Genomic DNA, 25,932 nt, shown 5'->3' with positions numbered 1-25,932 from the left:
AGAAAGGCACCACGATGACCGATCTTGTTCCCATTGGCCGTGCGTTGATTTCGGTGTCCGACAAGGGGGGGCTGATCGAGTTTGCCCGCGCCCTCGCCGGATACGGTGTAGAACTGATTTCCACCGGCGGCACCTCGCTGGCGCTGCGCGCCGCCGGGCTGAAGGTGCGGGACGTGTCCGAGGTGACAGGCTTTCCCGAAATGATGGACGGCCGGGTCAAGACGCTGCACCCGATGGTGCATGGCGGTCTGCTGGCGCTGCGCGACGACGATGAGCATCTGGTCGCCATGGCCGCGCACGGGATCGAGCCGATCGACCTGCTGGTCGTGAACCTCTATCCCTTCGAGGCGACGGTCGCCAAGGGCGCCGCCTATGACGATTGCATCGAGAACATCGACATCGGCGGACCGGCGATGATCCGCGCGGCATCCAAGAACCATAAGTTCGTGACGGTCGTCACCGACCCCGAGGATTACGCCGCCCTGCTGGACGAGATGAAGCGCAACGATGGCGCCGCATCGCTGGCCTTCCGCAAGCGTCAGGCGCAGATCGCCTATGGCCGGACCGCCGCCTATGATGCGGCCGTGTCGACCTGGATGGCGGGTGCCATTGGCGAGGAAACCCCGCGCCGCCGTGCCTTTGCCGGAACGCTGGCACAATCGCTGCGCTATGGCGAGAACCCGCACCAGTCGGCGGCCTTCTATACCGATGGCTCGGCGCGTCCCGGCGTTGCCACCGCGAAACAGTGGCAAGGCAAGGAACTGAGCTACAACAACATCAACGACACCGACGCCGCCTTTGAGCTGGTCGCCGATCTGGGCACCGACGCCCCGGCCTGCGTGATCGTGAAACACGCCAACCCCTGCGGCGTGGCCAAGGGTGCATCGCTGGCCGAGGCCTATGCCCGCGCCTTCGATTGCGACCGCACCAGTGCCTTTGGCGGGATCATCGCGCTGAACCGCACCCTGGATGGCGCCACGGCCGAGAAAATCTCGGAGATTTTCACCGAGGTCGTGATTGCCCCCGATGCCGACGACGACGCCAAGGCGGTGTTCGCCGCCAAGAAGAACCTGCGCCTGCTGACGACGGGCGGTCTGCCCGATCCCAAGGCCAAGGGGCTGGCCTATCGTCAGGTGTCCGGCGGGTTCCTGGTGCAGGACCGCGATTCGGGGCAGCTGGATCTGTCGGCGCTTAAGGTGGTGACCAAGCGCGCCCCGACCGAAGCCGAGATGGCGGATCTGCTGTTCGCCTGGAAAGTTGCCAAACATGTGAAGTCGAACGCCATCGTCTATGTGCGCGACGGCGCAACGGTCGGCGTGGGCGCCGGGCAGATGAGCCGGGTGGACAGCACCCGCATCGCCGCGCGCAAGGCGCAGGACATGGCCGAGGTTCTGGGACTGGCCCAGCCGCTGACCAAGGGCTCGGTTGTGGCCTCGGATGCGTTCTTCCCGTTCGCCGATGGCCTGTTGACCGCGGCCGAAGCCGGGGCGACGGCCGTGATCCAGCCGGGCGGATCCATGCGTGATGCCGAGGTGATCGCGGCGGCGGATGAGGCGGGGCTCGCGATGGTCTTTACCGGGATGCGGCATTTCCGGCACTGAGGGCGTGGGGGGCCAGCCCCCCTTTGTCATCGGTTCAAGACCCGATGACAAATTCCCCCCGGGATATTTATGGACAGATGAAAGCGCTGCCATGAGACTTGCAGGACTGGTCGCCCTTGGCGTGTTCATGCTGGATCAGGCCAGCAAATACGCTGTGGTGCATGGCATGGAACTGGACCGGCGGCTGGCCGTCGATGTCTGGCCGCCGTTCCTGAATTTCCGCATGGCGTGGAATCAGGGCGTGAACTTCGGGCTGTTTTCCGGGGAAAGCGATACGACACGCTGGATTCTGATCGCGGTGTCGCTGCTGATTTCCGCCTGGGTCTGGATCTGGTCGCGCAAAGAGGCATCGAAGCCGCTGGTGGAGATCTCTACCGGGTTGCTGGTTGGCGGGGCGCTGGGGAATGTCGTTGACCGGCTGGTCTATGGCGCTGTGGCGGATTTTCTCAACATGTCGTGTTGCGGAATTGCCAATCCCTATTCGTTCAACGTGGCCGATATCACAATCTTTGCCGGGGCAACGGGGCTTGCGCTGTTTTCCGGCGGCGGCACGCCGAAGCGCCGAAAGACCCCGTGACGCGGCGCCCGCTTTGCGCTAAGAGGGGCCGGTATTGTGCGGAAGGAGGCTGGAATGGCGGCAGGAAAGGGTGCGGTGCTGGGTGCGCTGGCGGCCACGCTGCTGTTGACAGCCTGTAGCGGTCGTGAAGGCCAGCATCTGATGAACCTGCGCTCGCCGCATGACGGGCCGGACGAATTCGCCATTCTGCCGACGAAGCCGCTTGAAATGCCAAAGGATTTCAAGGATCTGCCGACGCCCGAGCCGGGCGCGCGCAATCTGGTCGACCCGGCGCCGCTGGATGATGCGGTGATCGCGCTTGGCGGCAAGCCGGGTGCGGGCAGCAACGATACTGCACTGGTCTCGGCGGCCGGGCGCTATGGCGTTGCCAGCGGCATTCGCGAACAACTGGCGGCCGAGGATGAGGAAATCCGCAAGCGCAACGGGCCCCGCCTGCTGGAGCGTCTGGTCGGAACCTCGACCTATCACCGCGTCTACAGCCGTCAGGCGATCAAGGCCACGCCCGAGCTGGAGCGTTGGCGCAAGGCCGGGGCGCGCACCCCGTCGGCCCCCCCCTCGAACGAGCGCTGAGCCGCGTTCACTTTCCTGTCGGTTGGCTTGACCCCGCCCTCGCGACGGATAGCTTGCGCATCGTGGTAGTGCGGAGGCTTTCCATGCGGCTGATCCTTGCAATTCTGTTCGCCCTGATCCCCCTGGCGGGGATTGCGGACGAGCGGGTGAACAGCTTTACCCTGGACAACGGATTGCAGGTGGTCGTGATCGAGGATCACCGCGCCCCGGTTGTCGTGCATATGGTCTGGTATCGCGTGGGCGCCGCCGACGAGGTCAGCGGCGAATCCGGGCTGGCGCATTTCCTGGAGCATCTGATGTTCAAGGGCACCAAGACCATGCCACCAGGCGAGTTTTCAAAACTGGTCTCGGCGCAAGGGGGCAGCGACAATGCCTTTACCAGCTGGGACTACACCGCCTATTTCCAGCGCGTCGCCGCTGATCGGCTGGAAATGGTCATGGGCATGGAGGCCGACCGGATGGTCAACCTGACTCTGGCCCAGGGCGATGTGGATACCGAGCGCAACGTGATCCTTGAAGAGCGCGCAACCCGGGTGGAAAGCGATCCGGGCGGGCTGTTCAGTGAACAGCGGCAGGCAGCGATGTATCTGAACCACCCCTATGGCCGCCCCATCATCGGCTGGCGGCACGAGATTCAGGCGCTTGGCCGCGAGGCTGCGATGAAATTCTACAAGGCGCATTATGCGCCGGACAATGCCATCCTGGTCGTGGCCGGTGATGTGACGGTGGACGAGGTCCGCCGGCTGGCCGATCAATATTACGGCCCCATCCCGGCTCGCGGCGGCATCCATGGCCGCGAGCGCCCGGCAGAGCCGCCGCAGATCGCCGAGCGGCGCGTCATCATGAACGATGACCGGGTCGGCCAGCCCTATCTGGTGCGCAGCTATCTGGCCCCCTCGCGTCAATCCGGGGCGCAGGCCGAACCTGCGGCGCTGACCGTGCTGGCGCAGCTTCTGGGCGGTGCCGGGCCGAATTCGGAACTGGCGCGGGCCTTGCAGTTCGACAGCAAGATCGCCGTGCAGACCAATGCCTATTACGACCCGACAGGCTATGACCACAGCACGTTCACCCTGATGGTGGTCCCCGCGCCCGGTGTCACCCTGGCCGAGGCCGAGGCGGCCATGGATGCGGCGCTGGCAAAGTTCCTGGAAACCGGCGTGAAGCCCGAGGATTTCGCCACCATCATGGCCCGCATCAAGGCGCAGCAGATCTATGCGCTGGACAGCACCATGGGCGTGGCGCGTCGCTATGGCACCGCGCTGACCAGTGGCCTGACCATCGGGGACGAGATCGCCTGGCCCGAGGCATTGGAAGCGGTAACCCCGGATCAGGTGATGGAGGCCGCCCGCAAGGTTCTTGACCGGCGCCAGTCCACAACCGGCTGGCTGCGCAAGGAGGCTGACCAATGATCGCCCGTCTCGCTGCATTCCTGACGTTGATCGCCCTGCCCGTCTGGGCCGAAGTCCCTGTTCAGGAAGTGAAATCCCCCGGTGGCATCACCGCCTGGCTGGTCGAGGCGCCCGAGATCCCCTTTGTCGCGCTGGAGATCCGCTTTCGTGGCGGCGCGGCGCTGGATGCGCCCGGCAAAGAGGGTGCGGTCGGCCTGATGGCCGGTCTGCTGGAAGAGGGCACCGGCGATCTGGACGCGCAGGGCTTTGCTGCGGCCCGCGATGCGCTGGCTGCCAGCTATCGGTTCGGCACCGGCACGGATAGCGTGTCCGTCTCGGCGCGGTTCCTGTCGGAGAACCGCGATCAGGCGGCAGATCTGTTGCGCCGTGCCATCGTCGAGCCGTCCTTCGCCGCGGAGGCGCTGGAGCGGGTACGGGCGCAGATCCTGTCGAGCTTGCGATCGGATGCGCAGGATCCGGCGGTTCTGGCCAGTCAGGCCTTTGACCGGGTGACCTTTGGCGATCACGTCTATGCCCGGCCCACCGATGGCACGCTGGACAGCATTGCCAGCCTGACTGTTGCTGACATCAAGGCTGCGCACATGGCCGCGCTGGCGCGGGACCGGGTCTATGTGGCCGCGGTTGGGGATATTTCGGCAGCCAATCTGGGCCCGATGTTGGACAAGCTGCTAGGTGGCCTGCCGCAAACTGGCGCCCCGCTGCCCGGACCGGCCAAGGTGGATCTGCATGGTCAGACGGTGGTCGAGCCATTCCCCGGCCCGCAATCGGTGATCCTGTTCGGTCACGAAGGCATCCGCGAGACGGACCCGGATTTCTTTCCGGCCTTTGTGGTGTCAGAGATCCTTGGCGGCAGCCGCTTTGGCACCCGGCTGATGACCGAGGTGCGCGAAAAGCGCGGGTTGACCTATGGGATCGGGGCCGGGCTTTCGATCATGGACCATGCCGCGCTGGTCGCCGGGCAGGTGCAGACGGCCAATGCGACCGTCAAGCCAACCATCGACGTGATCCGCGCCGAATGGGCCCGCATTCCCGAGATCACACAAGAGGAACTGGACGCCGCCAAGACCTATCTTACCGGCGCCTATCCGCTGCGCTGGGACGGCAACGCGAACATTGCCCGCGCACTGGTCGGGTTGCAGATGGATGGCTATCCGATCGACTATCCGGCCAAGCGCAACGGCTATATCGAGGCGGTGACGCTGGCCGATGCACAGCGCGCGGCGCGCAAGGTGTTTGACCCGGCCCGCCTGTCCTTTGTCGTGGTCGGCAGCCCGGTCGGGCTGGATGCGCAGTAGCGTCAGGGGCGTTCGCCTGCTATATCTGGCAGGATGAACGCCCAGCCCCCCCATATGCGCCCCATCATCCGGCAACTGGACGAATCCGCCATCAACCGCATCGCTGCGGGCGAGGTGGTGGAACGGCCAGCCGCCGCCGTGAAGGAACTGGTGGAAAACGCGCTGGATGCCGGCGCGCGGCGCGTTGACGTGGCCTATGCCCAGGGCGGCAAGGCGCTGATCCGGGTAACGGATGACGGCTGCGGCATGACGGCCGAGGACCTGCCGCTGGCGCTCAGCCGTCATGCGACATCGAAGATCGACGGCAGCGATCTGCTGAACATCCACACCTTCGGCTTTCGGGGCGAGGCGCTGCCAAGTCTGGGGGCCGTTGGCCGGCTGACGATCACCAGCCGGGTGCAAGGCGCCGAGGCGGCGGTGATCTCGGTCTCGGGCGGGCGGATGGGCGAGGTGCGGCCGGCGGCGCTGTCGCGCGGCACGGTGGTCGAGCTGCGCGATCTGTTCTTTGCAACGCCCGCGCGGCTGAAGTTCCTGCGATCAGACCGGGCCGAGGCGATGGCGATCGCGGACGTCATCAAGCGGCTGGCGATGGCGGAACCCAGCGTCTCGTTTACCTTGCGCGATGTCAGCGACGGGGGCGAGGGGCGGCTGATCTTCCGCGCAGACGCTGAAACGGGCGACATGTTTCAGGCGCTGCGCGGACGGCTGGCGCGGGTGATCGGCGGGGATTTCACCGAGAACGCCCTGCCCATCGACGCCGAACGCGATGGCCTGCGGCTGACCGGCTATGCCGCGCTGCCCACCTGGTCACGCGGCGCGGCGGTGGCGCAGTTCCTGTTCGTCAACGGCCGCCCGTTGCTGGACCGGATGCTGTTCGGCGCCCTGCGCGCGGCCTATATGGATGTGCTGAGCCGAGACCGGCACCCCGGCGCCGTGCTGTTTCTGGACTGTGATCCGCAGCTTGTGGACGTGAACGTCCACCCTGCGAAATCCGAAGTGCGGTTCCGCGACCCCGGACTTGCGCGCGGGCTGATCGTCTCGGCCCTGCGCCACGCGCTGGCCGAGGCCGGGCACCGCGCCTCGAGCACGGTCGCGGGGGCCACGCTGGGTGCGATGCGGGCGGAACCTGCCAACCCGGGCACCGCGCCGCACGTCTATCAGATGGACCGGCCCTCTGCCCCCGCCGTCTCGCGCAGCTTTGCCTTTCAGGCGCCGTCGGGCTTTGCCGAAGGGCCTACCGGCCGTGTAGAGCCTGTTTCCGAGCCCGCGCAGACCACAGCGCAGCCGCTGGGCGCCGCGCGGGCGCAGGTGCACGAGAACTATATCATCGCCCAGACCGATCAGGGCATCGTGATCGTCGATGCCCATGCGGCCCATGAGCGGCTGGTGTACGAGCGGCTCAAGGCACAGGCGCAAGGACGCATCGCGGCGCAGGCCTTGCTGATCCCCGAAATCGTGGAATTGCCGCAAGACGAAGCCGCGCGCCTGCTGGAGCTGGCCCCGGATCTGGCGCGGCTTGGCCTGACGGTTGAGCCCTTTGGCGGCGGTGCGGTGGCGGTGCGCGAAACCCCGGCGATCCTGGGCCAGGTGGATGCAGCCGCCTTGTTGCGCGACATTCTGGACGAAATCGCAGACCAAGGCACCGTCACAACGCTGACTGCCCGGATCGACGCGATCCTGAGCCGCATGGCCTGCCACGGATCGGTGCGCACCGGACGCCAGATGCGCGCGGACGAGATGAACGCCCTGCTGCGCGAGATGGAGGCCACCCCCCTATCCGGTCAGTGCAACCATGGCCGGCCGACCTATGTAGAGCTGAAGCTCTCTGACATCGAGCGACTGTTCGGGCGCACATGATCACGATCAACGGACAAAGCTATGCCCTGACCGATTGGCAGGTGCTTGCAGCGCTTGCCGCAGCGGTGCTGGTTCTTTTGCTGGTGCTGACCTTGCGTGCGGCGGCCCGCGCTGCACGGCTGGCCGCGCCGCTGCGCAACGATATGGGCTGGCTTGCCCAGCGGGTTCAGGCAATCGGCGATGGGCAGGAACGGCTGGCCGGCGGCCTTGCGCATGTGTCCGAGGCGCAGACCCAGGCGCAGGCCGCTATGCTCAAGCTGATGGAGGCACGACTTTCCGAGGTGCAGCAACGCATGGGCGAGTCGCTGAGCGGATCGGCCACCCGCACCGCCCGCAGTCTGGGCGATCTGCAACAGCGCCTGGAAACCATCGACCGCGCGCAGGCCAAGATCGAAAAGCTTTCGGGCGATGTGCTGTCGTTGCAGGATATCCTGTCGAACAAGCAGACCCGCGGCGCCTTTGGCGAAATCCAGCTGCATGACATCGTGCAAAAGGCGCTGCCGCGCGACAGCTACACGATGCAGGCGACGCTTTCGAACGGCAAGCGCGCCGATTGCCTGATTCACCTGCCCAAGCCACCCGGCCCGATCGCGGTGGACAGCAAGTTCCCGCTGGAGGCCTATGAGGCCCTGCGCAACGCCACGACACCGCAGCACCAGACCGAGGCCGCGCGCCTGCTGCGTTCGGCCGTGCGGACACACCTGAAGGCCATTGCCGAACGCTATATCATCGAGGGAGAAACGGCCGAGGGCGCGCTGATGTTCCTGCCCTCGGAGGCGGTTTACGCCGAGCTTCATGCGAATTTCGCCGATGTGGTGCGCGAAGGGTTTGCGCTGCGGGTCTGGATCGTCTCGCCCACCACCTGCATGGCAGTGCTGAACACGATGCGCGCTGTGCTGAAAGATGCCCGGATGCGCGAGCAGGCTGGGGCAATCCGCAAGGAACTGGCGCTGTTGCATGCCGATGTGGACCGGCTGGGCACGCGGGTCGAGAATCTGGATCGCCACTTTCACCAGGCTGCCAAGGATGTGGAAGAAATCCGCATCTCGGCTGACAAGGCGGGACGCCGGGCGCGGCGGCTGGATGCGTTCGACTTTGAAGAGCTTAGCCCCGAACCCGATCCCGCCGTTCCGCTTGGCTCTCGCTAAGCCTCAATGTTTCACGCGAAACATTCCGTGACGCGTCGCGTGCGGCTTTCTGCGCGGTCCGGTTGGACAGGTCGCGCGCCCGATTGACGCGAGGCCCTGCATTGACGATCAATCATTCATGATGAAGCGTCTTTTGGTCCTGTTCAGCATCCTGGCAATTGCGGCCTGCACCCCGCGGGGCACGATCACCATCGTGCCAGAAGCTGCTTCTGTCGGCGAGGTGCAGCGCGTTTTCATCGGGACAACGCGCAAGGATGACGGGGCGGGCGAGCCGTTTTCTCGCAATCGCAGTTTCGACACAAGGTTTGCGCGCTTCGACGTCTCCATCCCGCCAGAGCGCGAGCTTGGAACCGTGCCATGGCCGCCGCGCAATCGCCCGCCCGATCCGCGAACCCAGATGGTGACAGTGGATCAGATGGTCTTCGACTCGGGGATCGCCTTTCGGACGGCCTTGACCACGGAACTCCGACAGACACGGCGCGGCACCCGGGACGCTGTCGTGTTTGTCCATGGGTTCAACAATACCTTTGCCGAAGGGTTGTATCGATTCGCCCAGCTGCACCACGATCTCGACCTGCCTGGCGTTCCGGTGCATTACAGCTGGCCATCACGCGGCACGCCGGTCGGCTATGCCTATGATCGGGATTCGGCCCTGTTCGCGCGTGACGGGCTAGAGCGCCTGTTGCACGAAGTTGCGGCCGCCGGGGCGGAACGGATCATGGTCGTCGCGCATTCCATGGGTAGCGCCCTGACCATGGAAACACTGCGTCAGCTGGCCATCCGCAAGGACAACTCGGTCCTGAATCGGCTGGCGGGCGTCATCTTGATCTCGCCGGACATCGACATTGACGTCTTTCGCGCCCAGGCACAGGCGATGGGCCGCTTGCCGCAACCCTTTGTCGTGTTCACCTCGGCGCGCGACCGGGCGCTTGCCCTGTCTGCCCGGCTTGCCGGGGAAAGCGCGCGGTTGGGAAATGTCCGAGACGTGCGCGTCCTGGCCGGGCTGGAGGTAACGTTGCTTGAAGTTGGCGCCTTCTCGACCGGAGACGGGCACTTTACGGCAGGGACCTCGCCAGCACTGATCCGGCTGCTTAACCGGATCAATGACATAGACGAGGCGCTTGGCCGCGACGATGCCCGCCGCATAGGCCTGTTGCCAGGGGCCGTTTTGACAGTTCAGGGCGCGACTCAGATCATCCTGTCGCCCGTTGCAGCGATTGGCGAGGGGCTGGCCAAGTAGCCCCCGCCCGCTGAAAACGGCACCCGAACCCGGGTTCCGCCCCCTGGGTCAGCCCATCTTGCAGGCCGCCATGACGGCCATGTTCAGAATGTCGTTCACCGTGGCATTGGTCGAGCAGATCTGAATGGGCTTGCGCACCCCGGTCAGGATCGGGCCGATCACGGTTGCCCCGGCCATTTCCTGCATCAGCTTGACCGAGATCGAGGCCGAATGCCGCGCCGGAACCACCAGGATATTGGCTGGACCCGTCAGGCGACAGAACGGGTAATGCGCCATCTGGTCCATGTTCATGGCAACGTCGACGGTCATTTCGCCCTCATATTCGAAATCGACCTTCATCGCATCCAGAACGGCCGGCGCACGATGCATTTTCGATGCCCGCTCGCTGACCGGATAGCCAAAGGTCGAGAACGACACAAAGGCAACACGCGGCTCCAGCCCCAGATTGCGGGCCACGCCTGCCGCTGCAATGGCGATGGTGGCCAGATCGTTTTCCTCGGGCCATTCATGGACCAGCGTATCGGCGATCAGCACGATCCGGCCCTTGTGCAACAGCGCGGTCACGCCAACCGCCCCGTCGGCGGCCGTCGCATCGAACACATGGTTGATCAGGCTGAGCACATGCGCCGATTTGCGGGTCGCGCCCGTGATCAGACCGTCGCCATGCCCATGCGCCAGCATCAGCGAGGCAAAGACATGCCGGTCGCGCGCGGCAAGGCGGTGCACATCCTGACGGTCCAGGCCCTGACGCTGCATGCGCCGGTAAAGGAAATCCTTGTAGACATCCAGATGGCGGCTGTTCGCGGCGTTCACCACCTCCAGCTCGCGCACCGCATCCCCAAGACCGGCCGCATCCAGCTTGTCGCGCACATCGGCTTCGCGCCCGACGACCAGCGCCTTGCCAAGACCTGCACGCTGATAGGCAACAGCCGCCCGCAGCACGCGCGGATCGTCGCCTTCGGCAAAGATCATCCGGGCCTGCGCCTGACGCGCCCGCGCATGAACACCCTGCAGGATGCTCGAGGTCGGGTCCATCCGGCTTTTCAGGCTCTGTTCATAGGCCTTCATGTCGATGATCGGCCGCCGCGCGACCCCGGTATCCATCCCGGCCTTGGCCACCGCCAGCGGCACCACATGGATCAATCGCGGATCGAAGGGGGTCGGAATGATGTAATCGCGGCCAAACGAAAGCTTGCGGCCATAGGCCATCGCCACTTCGTCCGGCACATCCTCGCGCGCAAGCTTGGCAAGCGCATGAGCGCAGGCAATCTTCATCTCGTCGTTGATGGCGCGGGCGTGAATGTCCAGTGCGCCGCGGAACAGATAGGGAAAGCCCAGAACGTTGTTCACCTGGTTCGGATAGTCGCTGCGGCCCGTTGCGACGATGGCATCGGCCCGCACGGCATGGGCCTCTTCGGGGGTGATCTCGGGGTCGGGGTTCGCCATGGCAAAGATCACCGGGTTCTCTGCCATGCTGGCGACCATGGCAGGCGTCACCGCCCCCTTGGCCGATACGCCAAGAAAGACGTCCGCGCCGACCATGGCCTCTTCCAGCGTGCGCAGATCTGTCGCGGCGGCATGGGCGGACTTCCATTGGTTCATGCCCTCGGTGCGGCCCTGGTAGACCACACCCTTGGTGTCGCACATGATGCAGTTGTCATGCCGCGCGCCCATGGATTTCAGCAGCTCGAGGCAGGCAATACCCGCCGCCCCTGCCCCGTTCAGCACGATCCGGACGTCCTGGATTTTCTTGCCCGACAGCTCCAGCGCGTTGATCAGCCCCGCGGCGCAGATCACCGCCGTGCCGTGCTGGTCATCATGGAACACGGGAATGTCCATGATCTCCTTGAGGCGGCTTTCGATGATGAAGCACTCGGGCGCCTTGATGTCCTCAAGGTTGATGCCGCCAAAGGTCGGGCCCATCAGGCTGACCGCCTTGATGATCTCGTCCGGGTCTTCGGTATCCAGTTCGATGTCGATGGCGTTGACATCGGCAAAGCGCTTGAACAGCACCGCCTTGCCTTCCATCACCGGCTTCGACGCCAGGGCGCCCAGATTGCCCAGCCCAAGGATCGCGGTGCCATTCGAGATCACCGCAACCATGTTGCCCTTGACGGTATAGTCATAGGCGGTCTCGGGACGTTCCGCGATGGCCTGCACCGGCACGGCCACGCCCGGCGAATAGGCCAGCGACAGATCCCGCTGCGTCGCCATGGGGGTCGAGGCGACAATGTCGTATTTCCCCGGCCGCGGTTCCAGATGATAGGCGAGCGCGTCTTCGGGCGTGATCTTGGTGCGGGTCATGCGGGCCTCCCTTTCCGGCTCTCTTAGCGCCCGCGGGGGCGTGAAACAATGGATTTGCAGGCCTTTTCCCGCCTGTCCGTGCAGGTTAGGTTCGCCGTCACGACAGGGGGACCGCATGACCGAAACCGTCACGCCAATGATGGCGCAGTATCTGGAAATCAAGGCGCAGCACCCGGATGCCATCCTGTTCTACCGGATGGGTGATTTCTACGAGATGTTCTTTGACGACGCGGCGCAGGCTGCGGCGGCGCTGGACATTGCGCTGACCAAGCGGGGCCAGCACCTGGGCGAAGACATTCCAATGTGCGGCGTGCCCGTTCACGCGGCCGAGGGCTATCTGCTGACGCTGATCCGCAAGGGCTTTCGCGTCGCCATTGCCGAGCAGATGGAGGACCCGGCCGAAGCGCGCAAGCGCGGGTCGAAATCCGTCGTGCGGCGCGATGTGGTGCGGCTGGTGACGCCCGGCACCCTGACCGAAGATACCCTGCTGGAGGCCCGGCGGCACAACTATCTGGTGGCCTTTGCCGAGGTGCGCGAGGCTGGCGCGCTGGCCTGGGTCGATATCTCGACCGGCGAGATGCGGGTGATGCCCTGCCCCGCAGTCCGGCTTGGCCCCGAACTTGCCCGCCTTGCCCCGCGCGAGGTGCTGCTGTCCGAAGCACAGACCGGACTTGGCGAGGTGATCGCCGAGACCGGCGCTGTCGAGACCCTGCGGCCGCGGTCGGCGTTTGACAGCGCGGGGGCCGAGCGGCGGCTGTGCGATCTGTGGTCGGTCACAACCCTGGACGGGTTTGGCAGTTTTGATCGGGCCGAGCTGGCCGCCATGGGCGCGCTGGTCGACTATCTGGATCTGACGCAGCGGGGAAACCTGCCGCTGCTTCGCCCGCCGATCCGCGAACTTGCAGGCGGGATCATGCAGATCGACGCTGCCACACGGCGCAGCCTGGAAATCGCCCAAGGCGCGGCCGGCGGGCGTGACGGATCGCTTTTGGCAACGATTGACCGGACAGTGACCGCTGCAGGGGCACGGTTGCTGGAAAGGCGGCTCTCGGGGCCGTCCAGAGACCTTTTGCTGATCCGGGCGCGGCTGGAAGCGGTGCGCTATCTGACCGAAAACACCGCCCTGCGCGAGCGGCTGCGCAGCCTTCTGAAGGCTGTTCCGGACATGGAGCGCGCCCAATCCCGTCTGGCGCTGGAGCGCGGCGGCCCGCGCGATCTGGCAGCGATCCGCGATGGTCTTGGCCAGGCCGCCGAAATCGCGGATGTGATTGCCGCCTGCGCTGAAATTCCTATGGTTCTGACCGATGCGACCAGGGCCCTGACCGGACATCAGGCGCTGGCAGATCTGCTGCACTTGGCGGTGGTCGGCGAACCGCCGCTGTTGCTGCGCGATGGCGGCTTCATCGCGGCTGGCTATGATGGCGATCTGGACGAGACCCGCGCCCTGCGCGACGAAGGCCGGGGCGTGATTGCCCGGATGCAGGCGGATTATGCCGAAGCGACGGGCATTCCGACGCTGAAGATCAAGCACAACAACGTCCTGGGCTACTTCATCGAGGTCACCGACCGCCACGGCGAGCGGATGCTTGCCCCACCCCTGTCGGACCGCTTCATCCACCGCCAGACCACCGCCAACCAGCTGCGCTTTACCACGGTCGAGCTGTCGGCGCTGGAGACGCGCATTCTCAACGCGGCGAACCATGCGCTGGAACTGGAGCGCAAGCATTTCCAGTCGCTGCAATCCAAGGTTCTGGCGCAGTCGGCGAACATCGCACAGGCCTCACGCGGGTTGGCAGAGATCGATCTGGCCTGTGCACTGGCCGACCTGGCGATGGCCGAGAACTGGTGCGAGCCGGTGGTCGACGGAAGCCACGCCTTCGACATCACCGGCGGCCGGCACCCCGTGGTGGAACGGGCCCTGCGGCGGACGGGCGAGCCCTTTGTTGCCAACGATTGCCGGTTGTCGACGGGCGCGACCCCGGCGATCTGGCTGCTGACCGGGCCGAACATGGCGGGCAAATCGACCTTCCTGCGCCAGAACGCGCTGATTGCCCTGCTGGCACAGGCGGGCAGTTTTGTCCCGGCCGATGCGGCAAGGATCGGTCTGGTCAGCCAGCTGTTCAGCCGGGTCGGGGCCTCGGACGATCTGGCGCGCGGGCGTTCGACCTTCATGGTCGAGATGGTCGAGACGGCAGGCATCCTCAATCAGGCCGATGAGCGCGCCCTGGTGATCCTGGACGAGATCGGCCGCGGCACGGCGACCTATGACGGGCTGTCGATCGCCTGGGCGGTGCTGGAACATCTGCACGACACCAATCGCTGCCGCGCGCTGTTCGCCACGCATTACCACGAGATGACGACCCTTGCTGGCCGTCTTGCAGGCGTCGAAAATGCCACCGTGTCCGTCAAGGAATGGCACGGCGATGTGGTCTTCCTGCACGAGGTGCGCAAGGGCGCCGCAGACCGGTCCTATGGCGTCCAGGTCGCCCGGCTGGCAGGCCTGCCCGGATCTGTGGTCGAGCGGGCGCGGGTGGTGCTGGAGGCGCTGGAAAAAGGTGAGCGCGAAGGCGGTCGGTCGCGGCAGATGGCGCTGATCGACGATCTTCCGCTGTTCTCGGCGGCTGCGGCGGCGCCTGCGGTGGTTGCCACGCCCCCCAAGCCATCGGCGCTGGAGGCGCGCCTGCGCGAAATCAGTGCTGACGATCTGACACCGCGACAAGCGCTGGATCTGCTGTATGAGCTGCGGGGCCTGCTGGACTGATCGCAGGAAAAAAAGGGGGGCCGTGCCCCCCTTTTCCTCACCCGACGTTGGACGACACGCCAACCTGCGCGGGACGCAAAAGCCGGTCATGCAGCATGAAGCCATCGGCCATACATTGCAGGACGGTGCCGGCGACGGTTCCGGGAACCGGTGCCTCGAACATCGCCTGATGGATCTGCGGGTCGAACTGGTCGCCCGGCTGGGGCGAGATCAGCGTGATTCCATGCTTGCCGAACACATTGTGCAGCTCGCGCAGCGTCAGCTCGACGCCTTCGATCAGCGCAGCGGACTGGGCGCGCTGCTCGTCGCTGATGGCCTCCAGCGCGCGGCGCAGGTTGTCATGCACCGGCAGCAGGTCACGCGCCAGACGCGAGCCGCCATATTGCTCGGCCTCGCGGCGATCACGTTCCGACCGCTTCCGCGAATTCTCGGCATCGGCCAGCGCGCGCATGAACTTGTCGCGGAATTCGTCGCGCTCGGCCTTGAGCCGGTCCAGCTCTTCGGCGTCGATATAGTCGAACTCCGGCTCGGCCCCCCCGGCTTCGGGCTTCGGGGTTTCGTCCGAAGGGTTGAGCTTTTCGTCCTGCATGCCTCTCATCCTTTCGATCGTTCAGAGATCATCCGGCCAATCAGCTGGGCGGTATAATCGACGATCGGGACGATCCGGCCATAGTTCAGCCGGGTCGGACCGATCACCCCGATGGCACCGATGATCTTTCGCTCGGCGTTCATATAGGGAGAGACCACGAGAGAGGAACCGGAAAGTGAGAAAACCTTGTTCTCGGAGCCAATGAAAATGCGCACCCCCTGCCCCTCTTCTGCCAGGTCAAGGAATTCCGCGATGTCGCGCTTGCGTTCAAGGTCGTCGAACAGGCTGCGGATCCGGTCAAGCTCGGCCGCTTCGTCGCTTTCGGGCAGCAGATTGGAGCGCCCGCGCACGATCAGCCGCTCTGACGCCTGACCGGCATTTTCCCATAGCGCAAGACCGCTTTCGACAAGCGCCTGCGCCAGCGAGTCGATCTCCTGGCGGCGCCGCGCGAGTTCCTTGGCGAACTCGGCGCGCAGATCGGAAAGCGTCCGGCCAGCGGCAATCGAATTCAGGAAATTCGCCGCCTCGCGCATCGAGGATGGCGTCTGCCCTGCCGGCGGCGTGAAGATGCGATTCTCGACATGACCGTCCGAGAACACCAGAACCACCAGCGCACGGTCCGGGGCAAGGCTGACGAATTCGATATGCCGGATCGCGGCTTCATGCTTGGGAGTCAGCACCAGGCTTGCCCCGCGCGTGATGCGTGACAGCGTCCCGCTGATCTGATCAAGCATCTGGCCCACATCGCGATCTGCGGGGTCAAGGCTGGCATGGATGCGTTCGCGGTCGCTGTCCCCGATCGTCTCGACCTCGAGCAAGCCATCGACAAAGATGCGCAGCCCCATATGCGTGGGAATGCGGCCCGCCGAGACATGCGGGGAATCGAGAAGGCCGAGGTATTCGAGATCCTGCATCACATTGCGGATCGTTGCGGCCGACAGCTTTTCCGACATCGTGCGGGTCAATGTCCGAGAGCCCACGGGCTCTCCGGATTGCAGGTAGCTTTCGACAACCCTGCGAAACACCTCGCGCGAACGGGCATTCAGATCGGCAAGCGGACTGGCGGATTTCGTCATCAAGGCACCCTGATCAGTCCTATGAATTAAGGATAGCAAGCGCCGAAGGTCAATCTCTCGGAACTGTCACAGGCTTGGGGTTGCCAGCGTAGGAGCACAAGAGTAACTGCCGGGAAACGCTGCACGGAAAGGAATTACCATGCGCCCTTCGGGACGAGCACTGGACGAACTTCGCAAGATCTCCATCGAGACCAATGTCGTCAAGCACGCCGAGGGGTCTTGCCTGATCAAGGTCGGTGACACCCATGTTCTGTGCACTGCCAGCATCGAGGACCGCCCGCCGCCATTTCTGAAGGGCACCGGGCTGGGCTGGGTGACGGCCGAATATGGCATGCTGCCGCGCGCGACCAACACGCGCAATCGGCGCGAGGCGGCTGCTGGCAAGCAACAGGGACGCACGGTCGAGATTCAGCGGCTTATTGGCCGCGCCCTGCGCGCGGGTGTGGACCGCGCCGCCCTGGGTGAGCGGCAGATCGTCGTGGATTGCGATGTGATCCAGGCGGACGGTGGCACGCGCTGCGCAGCGATCACTGGCGGTTGGGTTGCGCTGCGGCTTGCGGCCAACAAGCTGCTGTCCAGCCGCCTGATCATGTCCGACCCGATCACCGATCACATTGCCGCGGTGTCCTGCGGTATCTACGCTGGAAACCCGGTGCTTGACCTCGAGTATGTCGAGGACAGCTCGGCCGGGACGGATGGCAATTTCGTCATCACCGGATCGGGAGCGCTGGTCGAGGTGCAGGCCTCGGCAGAAGGTGCGATCTTCACCCGTGCCCAAATGCTGCAACTGCTTGATCTGGCAGAACACGGGGTGGCGCAGCTGGTCTATGCGCAGAAGGCAGCCATCGCATGAGGGTATTCTCGGGCGACAGCCTACTGATCGCGACCCATAATGCGGGCAAGCTGGAAGAGATCGCGGCGCTTCTTGATGGCCGCGGGATCCGCGTTCAGTCGATGGCCGAGTTCGATCTGCCCGAGCCTGCCGAGACCGAGACAACCTTCGCAGGCAACGCGCGCATCAAGGCACATGCCGCCGCAAAAGCCACCGGCCTTGTGACGCTGGCCGACGATTCCGGTCTGTGTGTTGCGGCGCTGGGGGATCAGCCGGGGGTCTACACCGCCGATTGGGCGGAAACGCCGAACGGGCGTGATTTTGCGATGGCCATGGCCCGTGTCCATCAGGAACTTGAACAATCCGGCGCAGCGCCGCCGTGGACTGCCGCGTTCGTCTGCACCCTGGTGCTTGCCTGGCCTGACGGGCATGATGAGGTATTCGAGGGCCGTGTTTCCGGTCAGATCGTCTGGCCAGGTCGTGGCGATCAGGGCCATGGCTATGACCCCATCTTTCAGCCCGATGGATACACGCTCACCTTTGGTGAGATGGACCGTTGGGAGAAGAACAAGATGAGTCATCGCGGGCGAGCCTTTGAAAAGCTGCTCGCGTGTTTCACATGAAACAGGTTTGATCATGGCGTTCGGACTCTATGTGCATTGGCCCTACTGCGAATCCAAGTGCCCCTATTGCGACTTCAACAGCCATGTGGCGAACGCGATAGATTCCGAGCGCTGGGTGAAAGCCTACCAAAACGAGATTGAAAGGGTTGCGCGATCTTGTCCCGATGAGATCCTGTCCACGATCTTTATCGGGGGCGGCACCCCTTCGCTCATGAAGCCTGAAATCGTCGAAGCCGTGCTGGGCGCAGCTACAAGCGCCTGGCGCACAACCAATGATCTTGAGATCACGATGGAGGCAAACCCCGGTTCGGTCGATGCAGCGCGCTTTCGATCCTACGCCAGTGCCGGGGTCAACAGAGTTTCCCTGGGCATCCAGTCCCTGGATGATACCCATCTTCGGTTGCTGGGGCGCAAGCACGGGCGTGATGAGGCGCTTGCCGCGATCGAGATTGCGCAGAACACCTTCAGCCGCGTCAACATCGATCTGATATACGCGCGGCAGAACCAGACGATCGACGCCTGGTACGCGGAACTCTCCGAGGCAATCAGCCTGGGAACCGGCCACATGTCCCTTTACCAGCTGACCATCGAGGATGGCACAGTCTTTGCGCAGCGCCACAAGGCAGGGCATCTGCGCGGCCTTCCCGGCGACGACTCGGCAGCGGACATGTTTGAGCTGACTCAAAGCCTGTGCGCTGCAGCGGGTCTGCCTGCGTATGAAGTTTCAAACCACGCAAGACCGGGCGAAGAGTGCCGGCACAACATGATCTATTGGCAAGCTGGCCGCTATGCAGGCGTCGGACCTGGAGCCCACGGCCGCATCCAACTCGACAAACGACGGATTGCAACCGAAGCCATTCGTGACCCCGGCCAATGGCTGCGCGCCGTCGAAGAGGTGGGCAATGGCGAGCATCCCGAAACATCGCTGACCAGTGAAGACCAGATCACCGAGACCTTGCTGATGGGGTTGCGCATCAACGAAGGTCTGCCGCTGGCTCAACTGGAAAAAGCGGGACTTGCCTTGAACGATTGGCAGTCCCGGCTTGATCTGATCGCCGAGGGCTATCTGGAAGCTGACGACGACAGGCTAAAGACCACGGCCAGCGGCCGCCTGCTGCTGAACTCGGTCATCGGTTGCCTGCTTCAGGATCTGAAAACCACTCAGTCCTGAAACTCGGAAGGGATGGACGAAAGCACACGGCACAGCATGTCCAGCTGTTCCAGCGTCGCATATCTGATGGTGAGCAGGCCTCCGCCCGTATGCGCCTCATGCGAGATCTTGACGCTCATGCCAAGATTGCTGGACACATCTGCCTCGAGCGCAAGGGTATCGTCGTCTTTTTGCCCGTTGCGCGACCGATAGCCACGCGCCGCACCCTTGCCGGTCTTGTCTTCGCGGACCAGACGCTCGACCTCGCGCACGGTCATGCCCTCATCGACAATACGGCGCGCCAAGGAGGACGCCTTGTCTGAAGCCACCAGGGCCCGCGCATGGCCCGCGGCAAGGGCGCCGGTCTCGACCATCCCGATCACATCGTCCGGCAAGGTCAAAAGGCGCAGCGAGTTGGCGATATAGCTGCGGCTTTTGCCCAGCGTTTCGGCCACCTTCTCTTGTGTATGGCCGAAACGGTCGATCAACTGACGGTAGGCCACCGCCTCCTCGACCGGGCTCAGATCCGCGCGCTGGATGTTCTCGATGATTGCGACTTCAAGAACTTCGGTGTCCGAATAATCCTTGACGATGACCGGCACGACATGCAGTTGCGCGATCTGCGCCGCCCGCCAACGGCGCTCGCCTGCGACGATTTCGAAAAGATCGCCGCGTTCGCGCACCAGCAGCGGTTGAAGAACCCCCTTCTCGCGGATCGACTCGGCAAGCTCGGCAAGCGCTTCGCTGTCAAATCGGCGACGAGGCTGATCCGGATTCGGCTGAACATGCTCGATCGGAATCTCGCGAACGCCGGCTGCTGAACGGCTTGTCACGGTTTCAGCCATTCCGACATCGGCCATCAGCGCCGACAGACCACGACCCAGCCCGCGGCGCTCGACTTTGCGATCATTCATGCTCTTGCCTCCTTGCGTCCGGCGCCTTCATGCCGCTCCAGCAGCTCCAGAGCAAGGGCCCGATAGGCCTGGCTCCCCTTCGAGGCCGGATCATAATCCAGCACCGTTCGGGCATAGGATGGCGCCTCACTGATCCGCACATTCCGCGGGATCACGCAGCGAAACACCAGATCGCCCAGCGTCTCCCGCACATCGGCCTCGACCTGTTGCGACAGGCGATTGCGCATGTCGGCCATCGTAAGGACCACCCCTTCGATCCGCAGCGCCGGATTGGCCTTCATGCGGACCTCGCGAATCGTCATCATCAGTTGCGAAAGGCCCTCCAGCGCGAAAAATTCGGCCTGAAGCGGAACCAGAATGGCATGGGCCGCCACCATCGCATTGACGGTCAGCAGGTTCAGCGACGGCGGGCAGTCTATCAGAACATAGTCAAAGTTCTGCCGCTCCAGCAACCCGCCACGAAGCGCATCATGCAGAAGAAAGCTGCGCTTTTCATGGGCATGAAGCTCGATATCGGCGGACGCCAGATCGGTATTGGCCGGAATGATCCAAAGGCTGCCGCCCCCGATCTCGACCTGATGCGGCTCGGGGACCGACTCGCCCAGCAGCAGATCATAGCTCGTCGCACTGCGCGAACCTGGAGCAATCCCCAGACCCGTCGACGTATTGCCTTGCGGATCAAGGTCGATCAGCAGCACACGCTTGCCCTGCTCTGCCAAGGCAGCGCCAAGATTGATTGTGGTGGTCGTCTTGCCGACTCCACCCTTCTGGTTCGCAATCGCAACAATTCTCATGACATTCACTGATCCACTGCTCGCTGCCTCAGATCTCCGATGCGGAGAATATGCCCATCTGGATCCGTCATGCTGGGAAATACGTCCAGCGAAAACTGCCAGTGATCCCTTGCCGCCGTCAACTCGTCCTGAAAGGCAGCACCCTTGGGCAGGATGGCAATCCCCCCTGGGCGCAGATGACGAAACGCAAAGCCAAGCAGAAGCGGCAGTGGAGCAAGCGCCCTGGCCGTCAGAACATCAGCTCCGACCCGCGGCGACTGTTCGATCCGTTCGCTTCGAACGATCGCCTTGCACCCGGTCTCGCGGATCACTTCCCGAAGAAAAACCGCCTTGCGCTGGTCCGATTCAATCAGCACATGTTGGCGATCAGGCACCGTCTGCTTGCCAATGATCGCCAGAACAAGCCCCGGCAATCCACCGCCGCTGCCAAGATCGACACATAGACCTGACTCCGCTGGCAAATAACGGAACAGCTGCGCCGAATCCAGTACATGCCGGGTCCAGAATTCTGACAGCGTGCTGCGCGACACCAGATTGATGCGCGGATTCCACTTTTCTGCCAACTGTTGAAAGATCGACAGCCGTTGGAATGTCGCATCGTCAATCTGAACGCCAGCCGCGTCCGACACCGCTTCCTTCGTCACGCCGAAGCCTCATGCGGACGTCCAACACTTGCCGCCTTCAGCTTCAGATGGATCAGGGCAATGGCCGCCGGGGTCATGCCCTCGATCCGAGAGGCTTGCGAGAGGGTCTCGGGGCGAACGCGTTCCAGCTTTTGCCGAAGTTCGTTCGACAGCCCAGCAATGGCACCAAAGTCGAAGTCCGTAGGGATCGCCCAGTTTTCATCGCGTCGAACGGCCTCCAGCTGGTGCTTCTGCCGATCCTCGTACGAGGAATAGAGCGACTCTCTTTGAAGTTGCTCCATGATCTCGGTGGCGACGGCCTCTGCCTCCGGAACCAGGCGCACGACTTGCTCGAGCTCTACCCCTGGAAACGCAAGAACCTCGAGCGCGGAACGGCGGATGCCATCGCGATTTGCCGCAATCCCCGCCGCGCTCAGTTCATTCGGGCTGAACCTGTCCTTGCCAAGCATCGCCCGCGCCGCAGTCAGATCCTGCATCTTGGCGTCAAAGGCGGCTTGACGTGCCGCACCAACACAGCCAAGTTCGATGCCCATCGGGGTGAGGCGCTGGTCCGCGTTGTCAACGCGCAAGCTCAGCCGATACTCTGCGCGAGATGTGAACATCCTGTACGGCTCGGTCACGCCTCGGGTGACGAGATCATCGATCATCACCCCGATGTAGCTGTCTGTCCGTTGAAGAACAAATTCGCCCTGATCGCGTGCATGGCGGGCGGCATTGATCCCGGCCAGAAGGCCCTGGGCCGCAGCCTCTTCATACCCTGTCGTCCCATTGATCTGGCCAGCAAAGAACAGACCTTCGATCTCGCGCACTGCAAGACCACGGGTCAGGCCGCAGGGATCAAAATAGTCATATTCAATGGCATAGCCTGGCTGGAGAATCTGGACGTTCTCCAACCCCTTGATCGACCTGACATAACGCTCCTGAACATCGGCCGGAAGCGAGGTCGAAATTCCGTTCGGGTAAACGGTGGAATCATCCAGCCCTTCGGGTTCGAGGAACACCTGATGGCTGTCCTTGTCCGAGAAGCGAACGATCTTGTCTTCGATCGAAGGGCAATATCGCGGCCCGATCCCCTCGATGAATCCACCATACATTGCAGATTGACCAAGATTTTCCCGCACAATCTGATGCGTGAGGTCGTTCGTGTGGGTGATTCCGCAAGAAATCTGCCCAACCTGAGGAACCTTGTTCAGGAAGGACAGCATGACAGGATCAACATCGCCGTCCTGCCGCTCAAGGACATCCCAGTTGATCGTCTTGCCATCCAGCCGAGGCGGCGTGCCGGTCTTCAGCCGCCCACGGCCCGGAGCAATTTCCCTCAGCAGATCAGCAAGTTGGTTGGATGCCTGATCTCCGACCCGACCACCAGCGGCGGATTTAGGGCCAACGTGCATGACGCCATTCAGAAATGTCCCTGCCGTCAGAACAACGCTACGGCCAGAGATCCTGATGTCACCATTGACGACCACGCCCTGGATTCGACGTCCTTCAAGGGTGAAGCCGGTAACCTCACCCTCGATGATCGCAAGTCCCTCGCGCCCGGACAGCATTTCCTGAACCGCCGCACGATAAAGCGCACGATCCGCCTGAATCCGTGGCCCCTGCACCGCCGGACCTTTGCGCCTGTTCAGAAGGCGGTATTGAATACCAGCCCTGTCCCCTGCGCGGGCCATCAGCCCATCCAGTGCATCAACCTCACGAACAAGATGTCCTTTTCCCAGCCCGCCGATGGCCGGGTTACATGACATCACGCCAATCCGGTCCATCCGCATGGTGACCAGCGCAACGGACGCACCTATCCGCGCTGCCGCATCGGCCGCTTCTGCGCCGGCGTGACCGCCACCCACGACAATGACGTCATAGTGTTTCATGTGAAACAAGCCCTACTTCCCGATGCAGAACGAGGCGAAGATCTCCCCCAAGAGATCTTCTACACCGACCCGCCCAACAAGATCATCCATCAAGCCAATCGCAGATCGCAGCGCATCCGCCGCGATTTCCTCGCCTTGCTCGCCGCTCAATACCACCTCGCGGGCGAATTCCAAAGCCCCAATGGCGTGAGCGACAATCTCCCGGTGCCGCACACGTATAATTGTAGCGGCCGAGGCAGTCTTGCTTTCCAGTGCATCGCCAATGAGGTTGATCAGCTCATCGACACCTTCGCCGGTGACACCAGACACAGCCAGCCCACCGACCTTGGCAAGGTCCGCCTTGCCTTGTATCGCGATATCGCCCGGCACTGGCGTCAAGGGCAGACTGTCCTCATCACCCCCAAGCAGAAACACCCGCAAATCCGCGTGACGCGCACGCGCGATGGCACGCTCTACCCCCATCGCCTCGACAGGGTCAGATGCTTCGCGAAGGCCTGCCGTATCCAGCATGGTGATTGGAATGCCACGCAGGTCCATCCGAACCTCAATCACATCGCGCGTTGTCCCGGCATATTCCGAGGTCAACGCAGCCTGGCGCCCCGCCAACCTGTTGAGCAAAGTCGACTTTCCCGCATTCGGCGCCCCGATGATCGCAACTTCGAACCCATCGCGAATGCGTTCGGCTGCGGCGTAACCATCCCGCTCTTCCCGAAGGTCGGCGAGAACGCCATCCAGCAAGCCGATCACCTCAGGCCGCACATCGACCGGCACATCCTCATCGGCAAAATCAAGCATGGCTTCAATCAACGCCGCTGATCTGATCAGCTTCCTGCGCCAATTCTCGGCCTTGCCTCCCAAGGCCCCCGAGAAGACACGCATCGCCTGCCGGCGCTGCATCTCGGTCTCAGCTTCGATCAGATCCGCCAGACCCTCGACCTGTGCCAGATCCAGCCGCCCGTTTTCCAATGCGCGCCGGGTAAACTCGCCAGGTTGCGCGAGGCGAAACCCAGCAAGGCGGCTCAACCGCTCCAGAACCGCCTGAACAATGGCCTGACTGCCATGCAGATGAAGCTCGACAACCTCTTCGCCGGTAAAGCTGCGGTCAGCTTCGAACACCAGCACCAGGGCCTGATCAAGAACCTCGGCGCCGTCCTTCAGAACACGCAGCGCTGCGACCCGGGGCGGGCCAAAGGATCCAACCATAGGCAAAAGCGCATCCCGGGCTTGCGGCCCCGAGATGCGGACGACAGCAACCCCCGCCTTGCCCCGAGCGGTCGCCAGGGCATAGATCGTGTCCATTGCACAGACCTCAGCTGTTCATGGAGTCGAAGAATTCCGAATTTGTCTTGGTCTGCTTCAGCTTCGAGATCAGGAATTCGATCGCATCCGTCGTGCCCATCGGGTTCAGGATGCGCCGCAGCACATAGGTCTTCTGCAGGTCATTCTTGGCAACCAGCAGCTCTTCCTTGCGGGTGCCCGACTTCAGAATGTCCATCGCCGGGAAGATCCGCTTGTCCGCAACCTTGCGGTCCAGCACGATCTCGCTGTTGCCGGTGCCTTTGAACTCTTCGAAGATGACTTCATCCATCCGGCTGCCGGTATCGATCAGCGCCGTCGCGATAATCGTCAGCGAGCCGCCTTCCTCGATGTTGCGCGCCGCACCAAAGAACCGCTTGGGCCGCTGCAACGCATTCGCATCGACGCCGCCGGTCAACACCTTGCCCGACGAAGGCACGACAGTGTTGAAGGCCCTACCAAGTCTGGTGATCGAGTCGAGCAAGATCACAACATCTCGCTTGTGCTCGACCAGTCGCTTGGCCTTTTCAATCACCATCTCGGCGACTGCAACGTGACGGGTTGCCGGTTCGTCAAAGGTCGAGGAAATCACCTCGCCCTTTACCGAGCGCTGCATGTCGGTCACTTCCTCGGGCCGCTCGTCGATCAGCAGAACGATCAGATAGCATTCCGGGTGGTTCACTTCGATCGACCGGGCGATGTTCTGCAGCAGCACCGTCTTACCCGTGCGCGGCGGCGCCACGATCAGCGACCGCTGCCCCTTGCCGATCGGCGAGACCAGATCGATGATCCGGGCCGAGCGGTCCTTGATCGTCGGGTCCTCGATTTCCATCTTCAGCCGCTCATCCGGGTAAAGCGGCGTCAGGTTGTCAAAGGCCACCTTGTGGCGCGCCTTCTCGGGCTCTTCAAAGTTGATCCGCGTCACCTTGGTCAGGCTGAAATACCGCTCATTCTCGCGCGGTGCTTGGATCACGCCTTCAACCGAGTCCCCGGTCCGCAGCGACCACTGACGGATCATGTCGGGCGAGACATAGATGTCATCAGGACCCGGCAGATAGTTCGCCTCGGGCGAGCGCAAGAAGCCGAAACCGTCCTGCAACACTTCCAGAACGCCGTCCCCGCCAATCTCGAACCCTTCTTCGGCGTGCTCCTTGAGGATCTGGAACATCATCTCGCCCTTGCGCATGGACGAGGCATTCTCGATTTCCCATTCCTCGGCCATCGCCAGCAGATCTGCCGGGGTCTTGGCCTTCAGGTCAGAAAGTTTCAGCTGCTCGCTCATGGCAGGCCCTCAACGCACACCGATACCACCCTGAAGGGCAGCACATCGGAATCAGAACGGGAAACGGTAGGGCCGGACGGCCACCAAGGCCCCCGCTAC

21 protein-coding genes are annotated in these 25,932 nt (G+C 63.5%); 12 read left to right on the top strand and 9 right to left on the bottom strand.

The features are described 5' to 3' along the window. Positions 1 to 14: 14 nt before the first annotated feature. From purH to G481_RS0108035, 8 genes are all read left to right on the top strand, one after another. On the top strand, positions 15 to 1,601 hold the full coding sequence (gene purH, locus G481_RS0108070; RefSeq protein WP_028029583.1) for a bifunctional phosphoribosylaminoimidazolecarboxamide formyltransferase/IMP cyclohydrolase: 1,587 nt from the start codon (positions 15 to 17) through the stop codon (positions 1,599 to 1,601). Positions 1,602 to 1,692: 91 nt separating this feature from the next. Then, positions 1,693 to 2,178, top strand: coding sequence for a signal peptidase II (gene lspA, locus G481_RS0108065; protein ID WP_028029582.1), 486 nt, complete (start codon positions 1,693 to 1,695; stop codon positions 2,176 to 2,178). A gap of 54 nt (positions 2,179 to 2,232) precedes the next feature. Beyond that, positions 2,233 to 2,748 (top strand): DUF3035 domain-containing protein, encoded by a 516-nt coding sequence (locus G481_RS0108060; protein ID WP_028029581.1) that lies wholly within the window; start codon positions 2,233 to 2,235, stop codon positions 2,746 to 2,748. 83 nt (positions 2,749 to 2,831) lie between these two features. Beyond that, positions 2,832 to 4,157: a M16 family metallopeptidase gene (locus G481_RS0108055; RefSeq protein ID WP_211235190.1), complete on the top strand. Its 1,326-nt coding sequence runs from the start codon at positions 2,832 to 2,834 to the stop codon at positions 4,155 to 4,157. Next, positions 4,154 to 5,452 (top strand): M16 family metallopeptidase, encoded by a 1,299-nt coding sequence (locus tag G481_RS0108050; protein ID WP_028029579.1) that lies wholly within the window; start codon positions 4,154 to 4,156, stop codon positions 5,450 to 5,452. The genes G481_RS0108055 and G481_RS0108050 overlap by 4 nt, the downstream gene beginning before the upstream one ends. A 54-nt stretch (positions 5,453 to 5,506) precedes the next feature. After that, complete coding sequence (mutL, locus tag G481_RS0108045) at positions 5,507 to 7,309, top strand: DNA mismatch repair endonuclease MutL (protein ID WP_425402453.1); 1,803 nt, start codon at positions 5,507 to 5,509, stop codon at positions 7,307 to 7,309. Then, positions 7,306 to 8,457, top strand: a complete 1,152-nt coding sequence (locus tag G481_RS0108040) for a DNA recombination protein RmuC (RefSeq protein ID WP_028029577.1) — start codon at positions 7,306 to 7,308, stop codon at positions 8,455 to 8,457. Before mutL ends, G481_RS0108040 begins: the two co-directional genes overlap by 4 nt. A 121-nt stretch (positions 8,458 to 8,578) precedes the next feature. Next, positions 8,579 to 9,697, top strand: a complete 1,119-nt coding sequence (locus tag G481_RS0108035; protein ID WP_028029576.1) for an alpha/beta hydrolase — start codon at positions 8,579 to 8,581, stop codon at positions 9,695 to 9,697. Positions 9,698 to 9,745: 48 nt separating this feature from the next. Here the strand turns inward: G481_RS0108035 and G481_RS0108030 are convergent, their stop codons facing one another. After that, complete coding sequence (locus G481_RS0108030; RefSeq protein WP_028029575.1) at positions 9,746 to 12,001, bottom strand: NADP-dependent malic enzyme; 2,256 nt, start codon at positions 11,999 to 12,001, stop codon at positions 9,746 to 9,748. A 115-nt stretch (positions 12,002 to 12,116) separates the two neighbouring features. Here G481_RS0108030 and mutS point away from each other — a divergent pair, with 115 nt between their 5' ends. Then, complete coding sequence (mutS, locus tag G481_RS0108025) at positions 12,117 to 14,762, top strand: DNA mismatch repair protein MutS (protein WP_028029574.1); 2,646 nt, start codon at positions 12,117 to 12,119, stop codon at positions 14,760 to 14,762. Positions 14,763 to 14,799: 37 nt separating this feature from the next. On the opposite strand, the gene G481_RS0108020 is transcribed toward mutS, so the two are convergent. Together G481_RS0108020 and hrcA are read right to left on the bottom strand one after the other, a co-directional pair. Then, the gene (locus G481_RS0108020; RefSeq protein ID WP_154664550.1) at positions 14,800 to 15,351 is read right to left on the bottom strand and encodes a nucleotide exchange factor GrpE; all 552 of its coding nucleotides are present in this window, start codon (positions 15,349 to 15,351) and stop codon (positions 14,800 to 14,802) included. Between the two features lie 5 nt (positions 15,352 to 15,356). Beyond that, entirely contained in the window at positions 15,357 to 16,427 is a 1,071-nt protein-coding gene (hrcA, locus tag G481_RS0108015; RefSeq protein WP_028029572.1) for a heat-inducible transcriptional repressor HrcA, read from the bottom strand. 139 nt (positions 16,428 to 16,566) lie between these two features. On the opposite strand from hrcA, the gene rph reads away from it, so the two are divergent. Genes rph through hemW form a run of 3 tightly spaced genes read left to right on the top strand, consistent with a single transcriptional unit; the run spans position 16,567 to position 19,053 of the window. Beyond that, on the top strand, positions 16,567 to 17,280 hold the full coding sequence (gene rph, locus G481_RS0108010) for a ribonuclease PH (RefSeq protein WP_028029571.1): 714 nt from the start codon (positions 16,567 to 16,569) through the stop codon (positions 17,278 to 17,280). Then, positions 17,277 to 17,882 carry an RdgB/HAM1 family non-canonical purine NTP pyrophosphatase gene (gene rdgB, locus G481_RS0108005; RefSeq protein WP_028029570.1) on the top strand — a complete coding sequence of 202 codons (606 nt, stop codon included), beginning with the start codon at positions 17,277 to 17,279 and terminating at the stop codon, positions 17,880 to 17,882. The genes rph and rdgB overlap by 4 nt, the downstream gene beginning before the upstream one ends. 13 nt (positions 17,883 to 17,895) lie before the next feature. Beyond that, the gene (gene hemW, locus G481_RS0108000) at positions 17,896 to 19,053 is read left to right on the top strand and encodes a radical SAM family heme chaperone HemW (RefSeq protein ID WP_028029569.1); all 1,158 of its coding nucleotides are present in this window, start codon (positions 17,896 to 17,898) and stop codon (positions 19,051 to 19,053) included. Here hemW and G481_RS0107995 read toward each other — a convergent pair. The 6 genes from G481_RS0107995 to rho are packed head-to-tail and all read right to left on the bottom strand — an operon-like array spanning position 19,044 to position 25,833. Continuing rightward, complete coding sequence (locus G481_RS0107995; protein ID WP_028029568.1) at positions 19,044 to 19,946, bottom strand: ParB/RepB/Spo0J family partition protein; 903 nt, start codon at positions 19,944 to 19,946, stop codon at positions 19,044 to 19,046. The two genes, hemW and G481_RS0107995, sit on opposite strands and share 10 nt — an antisense overlap. Continuing rightward, positions 19,943 to 20,740: a ParA family protein gene (locus G481_RS0107990; protein ID WP_035025428.1), complete on the bottom strand. Its 798-nt coding sequence runs from the start codon at positions 20,738 to 20,740 to the stop codon at positions 19,943 to 19,945. The genes G481_RS0107995 and G481_RS0107990 overlap by 4 nt, the downstream gene beginning before the upstream one ends. Before the next feature lie 5 nt (positions 20,741 to 20,745). Beyond that, entirely contained in the window at positions 20,746 to 21,384 is a 639-nt protein-coding gene (gene rsmG, locus G481_RS0107985; protein ID WP_028029566.1) for a 16S rRNA (guanine(527)-N(7))-methyltransferase RsmG, read from the bottom strand. Next, entirely contained in the window at positions 21,381 to 23,255 is a 1,875-nt protein-coding gene (gene mnmG / locus G481_RS0107980; protein WP_028029565.1) for a tRNA uridine-5-carboxymethylaminomethyl(34) synthesis enzyme MnmG, read from the bottom strand. Before mnmG ends, rsmG begins: the two co-directional genes overlap by 4 nt. 12 nt (positions 23,256 to 23,267) lie before the next feature. Then, positions 23,268 to 24,554 (bottom strand): tRNA uridine-5-carboxymethylaminomethyl(34) synthesis GTPase MnmE, encoded by a 1,287-nt coding sequence (gene mnmE, locus G481_RS0107975; RefSeq protein ID WP_028029564.1) that lies wholly within the window; start codon positions 24,552 to 24,554, stop codon positions 23,268 to 23,270. Between the two features lie 10 nt (positions 24,555 to 24,564). Then, the gene (gene rho / locus G481_RS0107970) at positions 24,565 to 25,833 is read right to left on the bottom strand and encodes a transcription termination factor Rho (RefSeq protein ID WP_028029563.1); all 1,269 of its coding nucleotides are present in this window, start codon (positions 25,831 to 25,833) and stop codon (positions 24,565 to 24,567) included. Positions 25,834 to 25,932 lie beyond the last annotated feature (99 nt).

The organism is Gemmobacter nectariphilus DSM 15620 (assembly GCF_000429765.1).
Lineage (GTDB): Bacteria > Pseudomonadota > Alphaproteobacteria > Rhodobacterales > Rhodobacteraceae > Wagnerdoeblera > Wagnerdoeblera nectariphila.
Note: the sequence above shows the minus strand (reverse complement) of the source record. Positions and strands in the feature narration are given on the sequence as shown.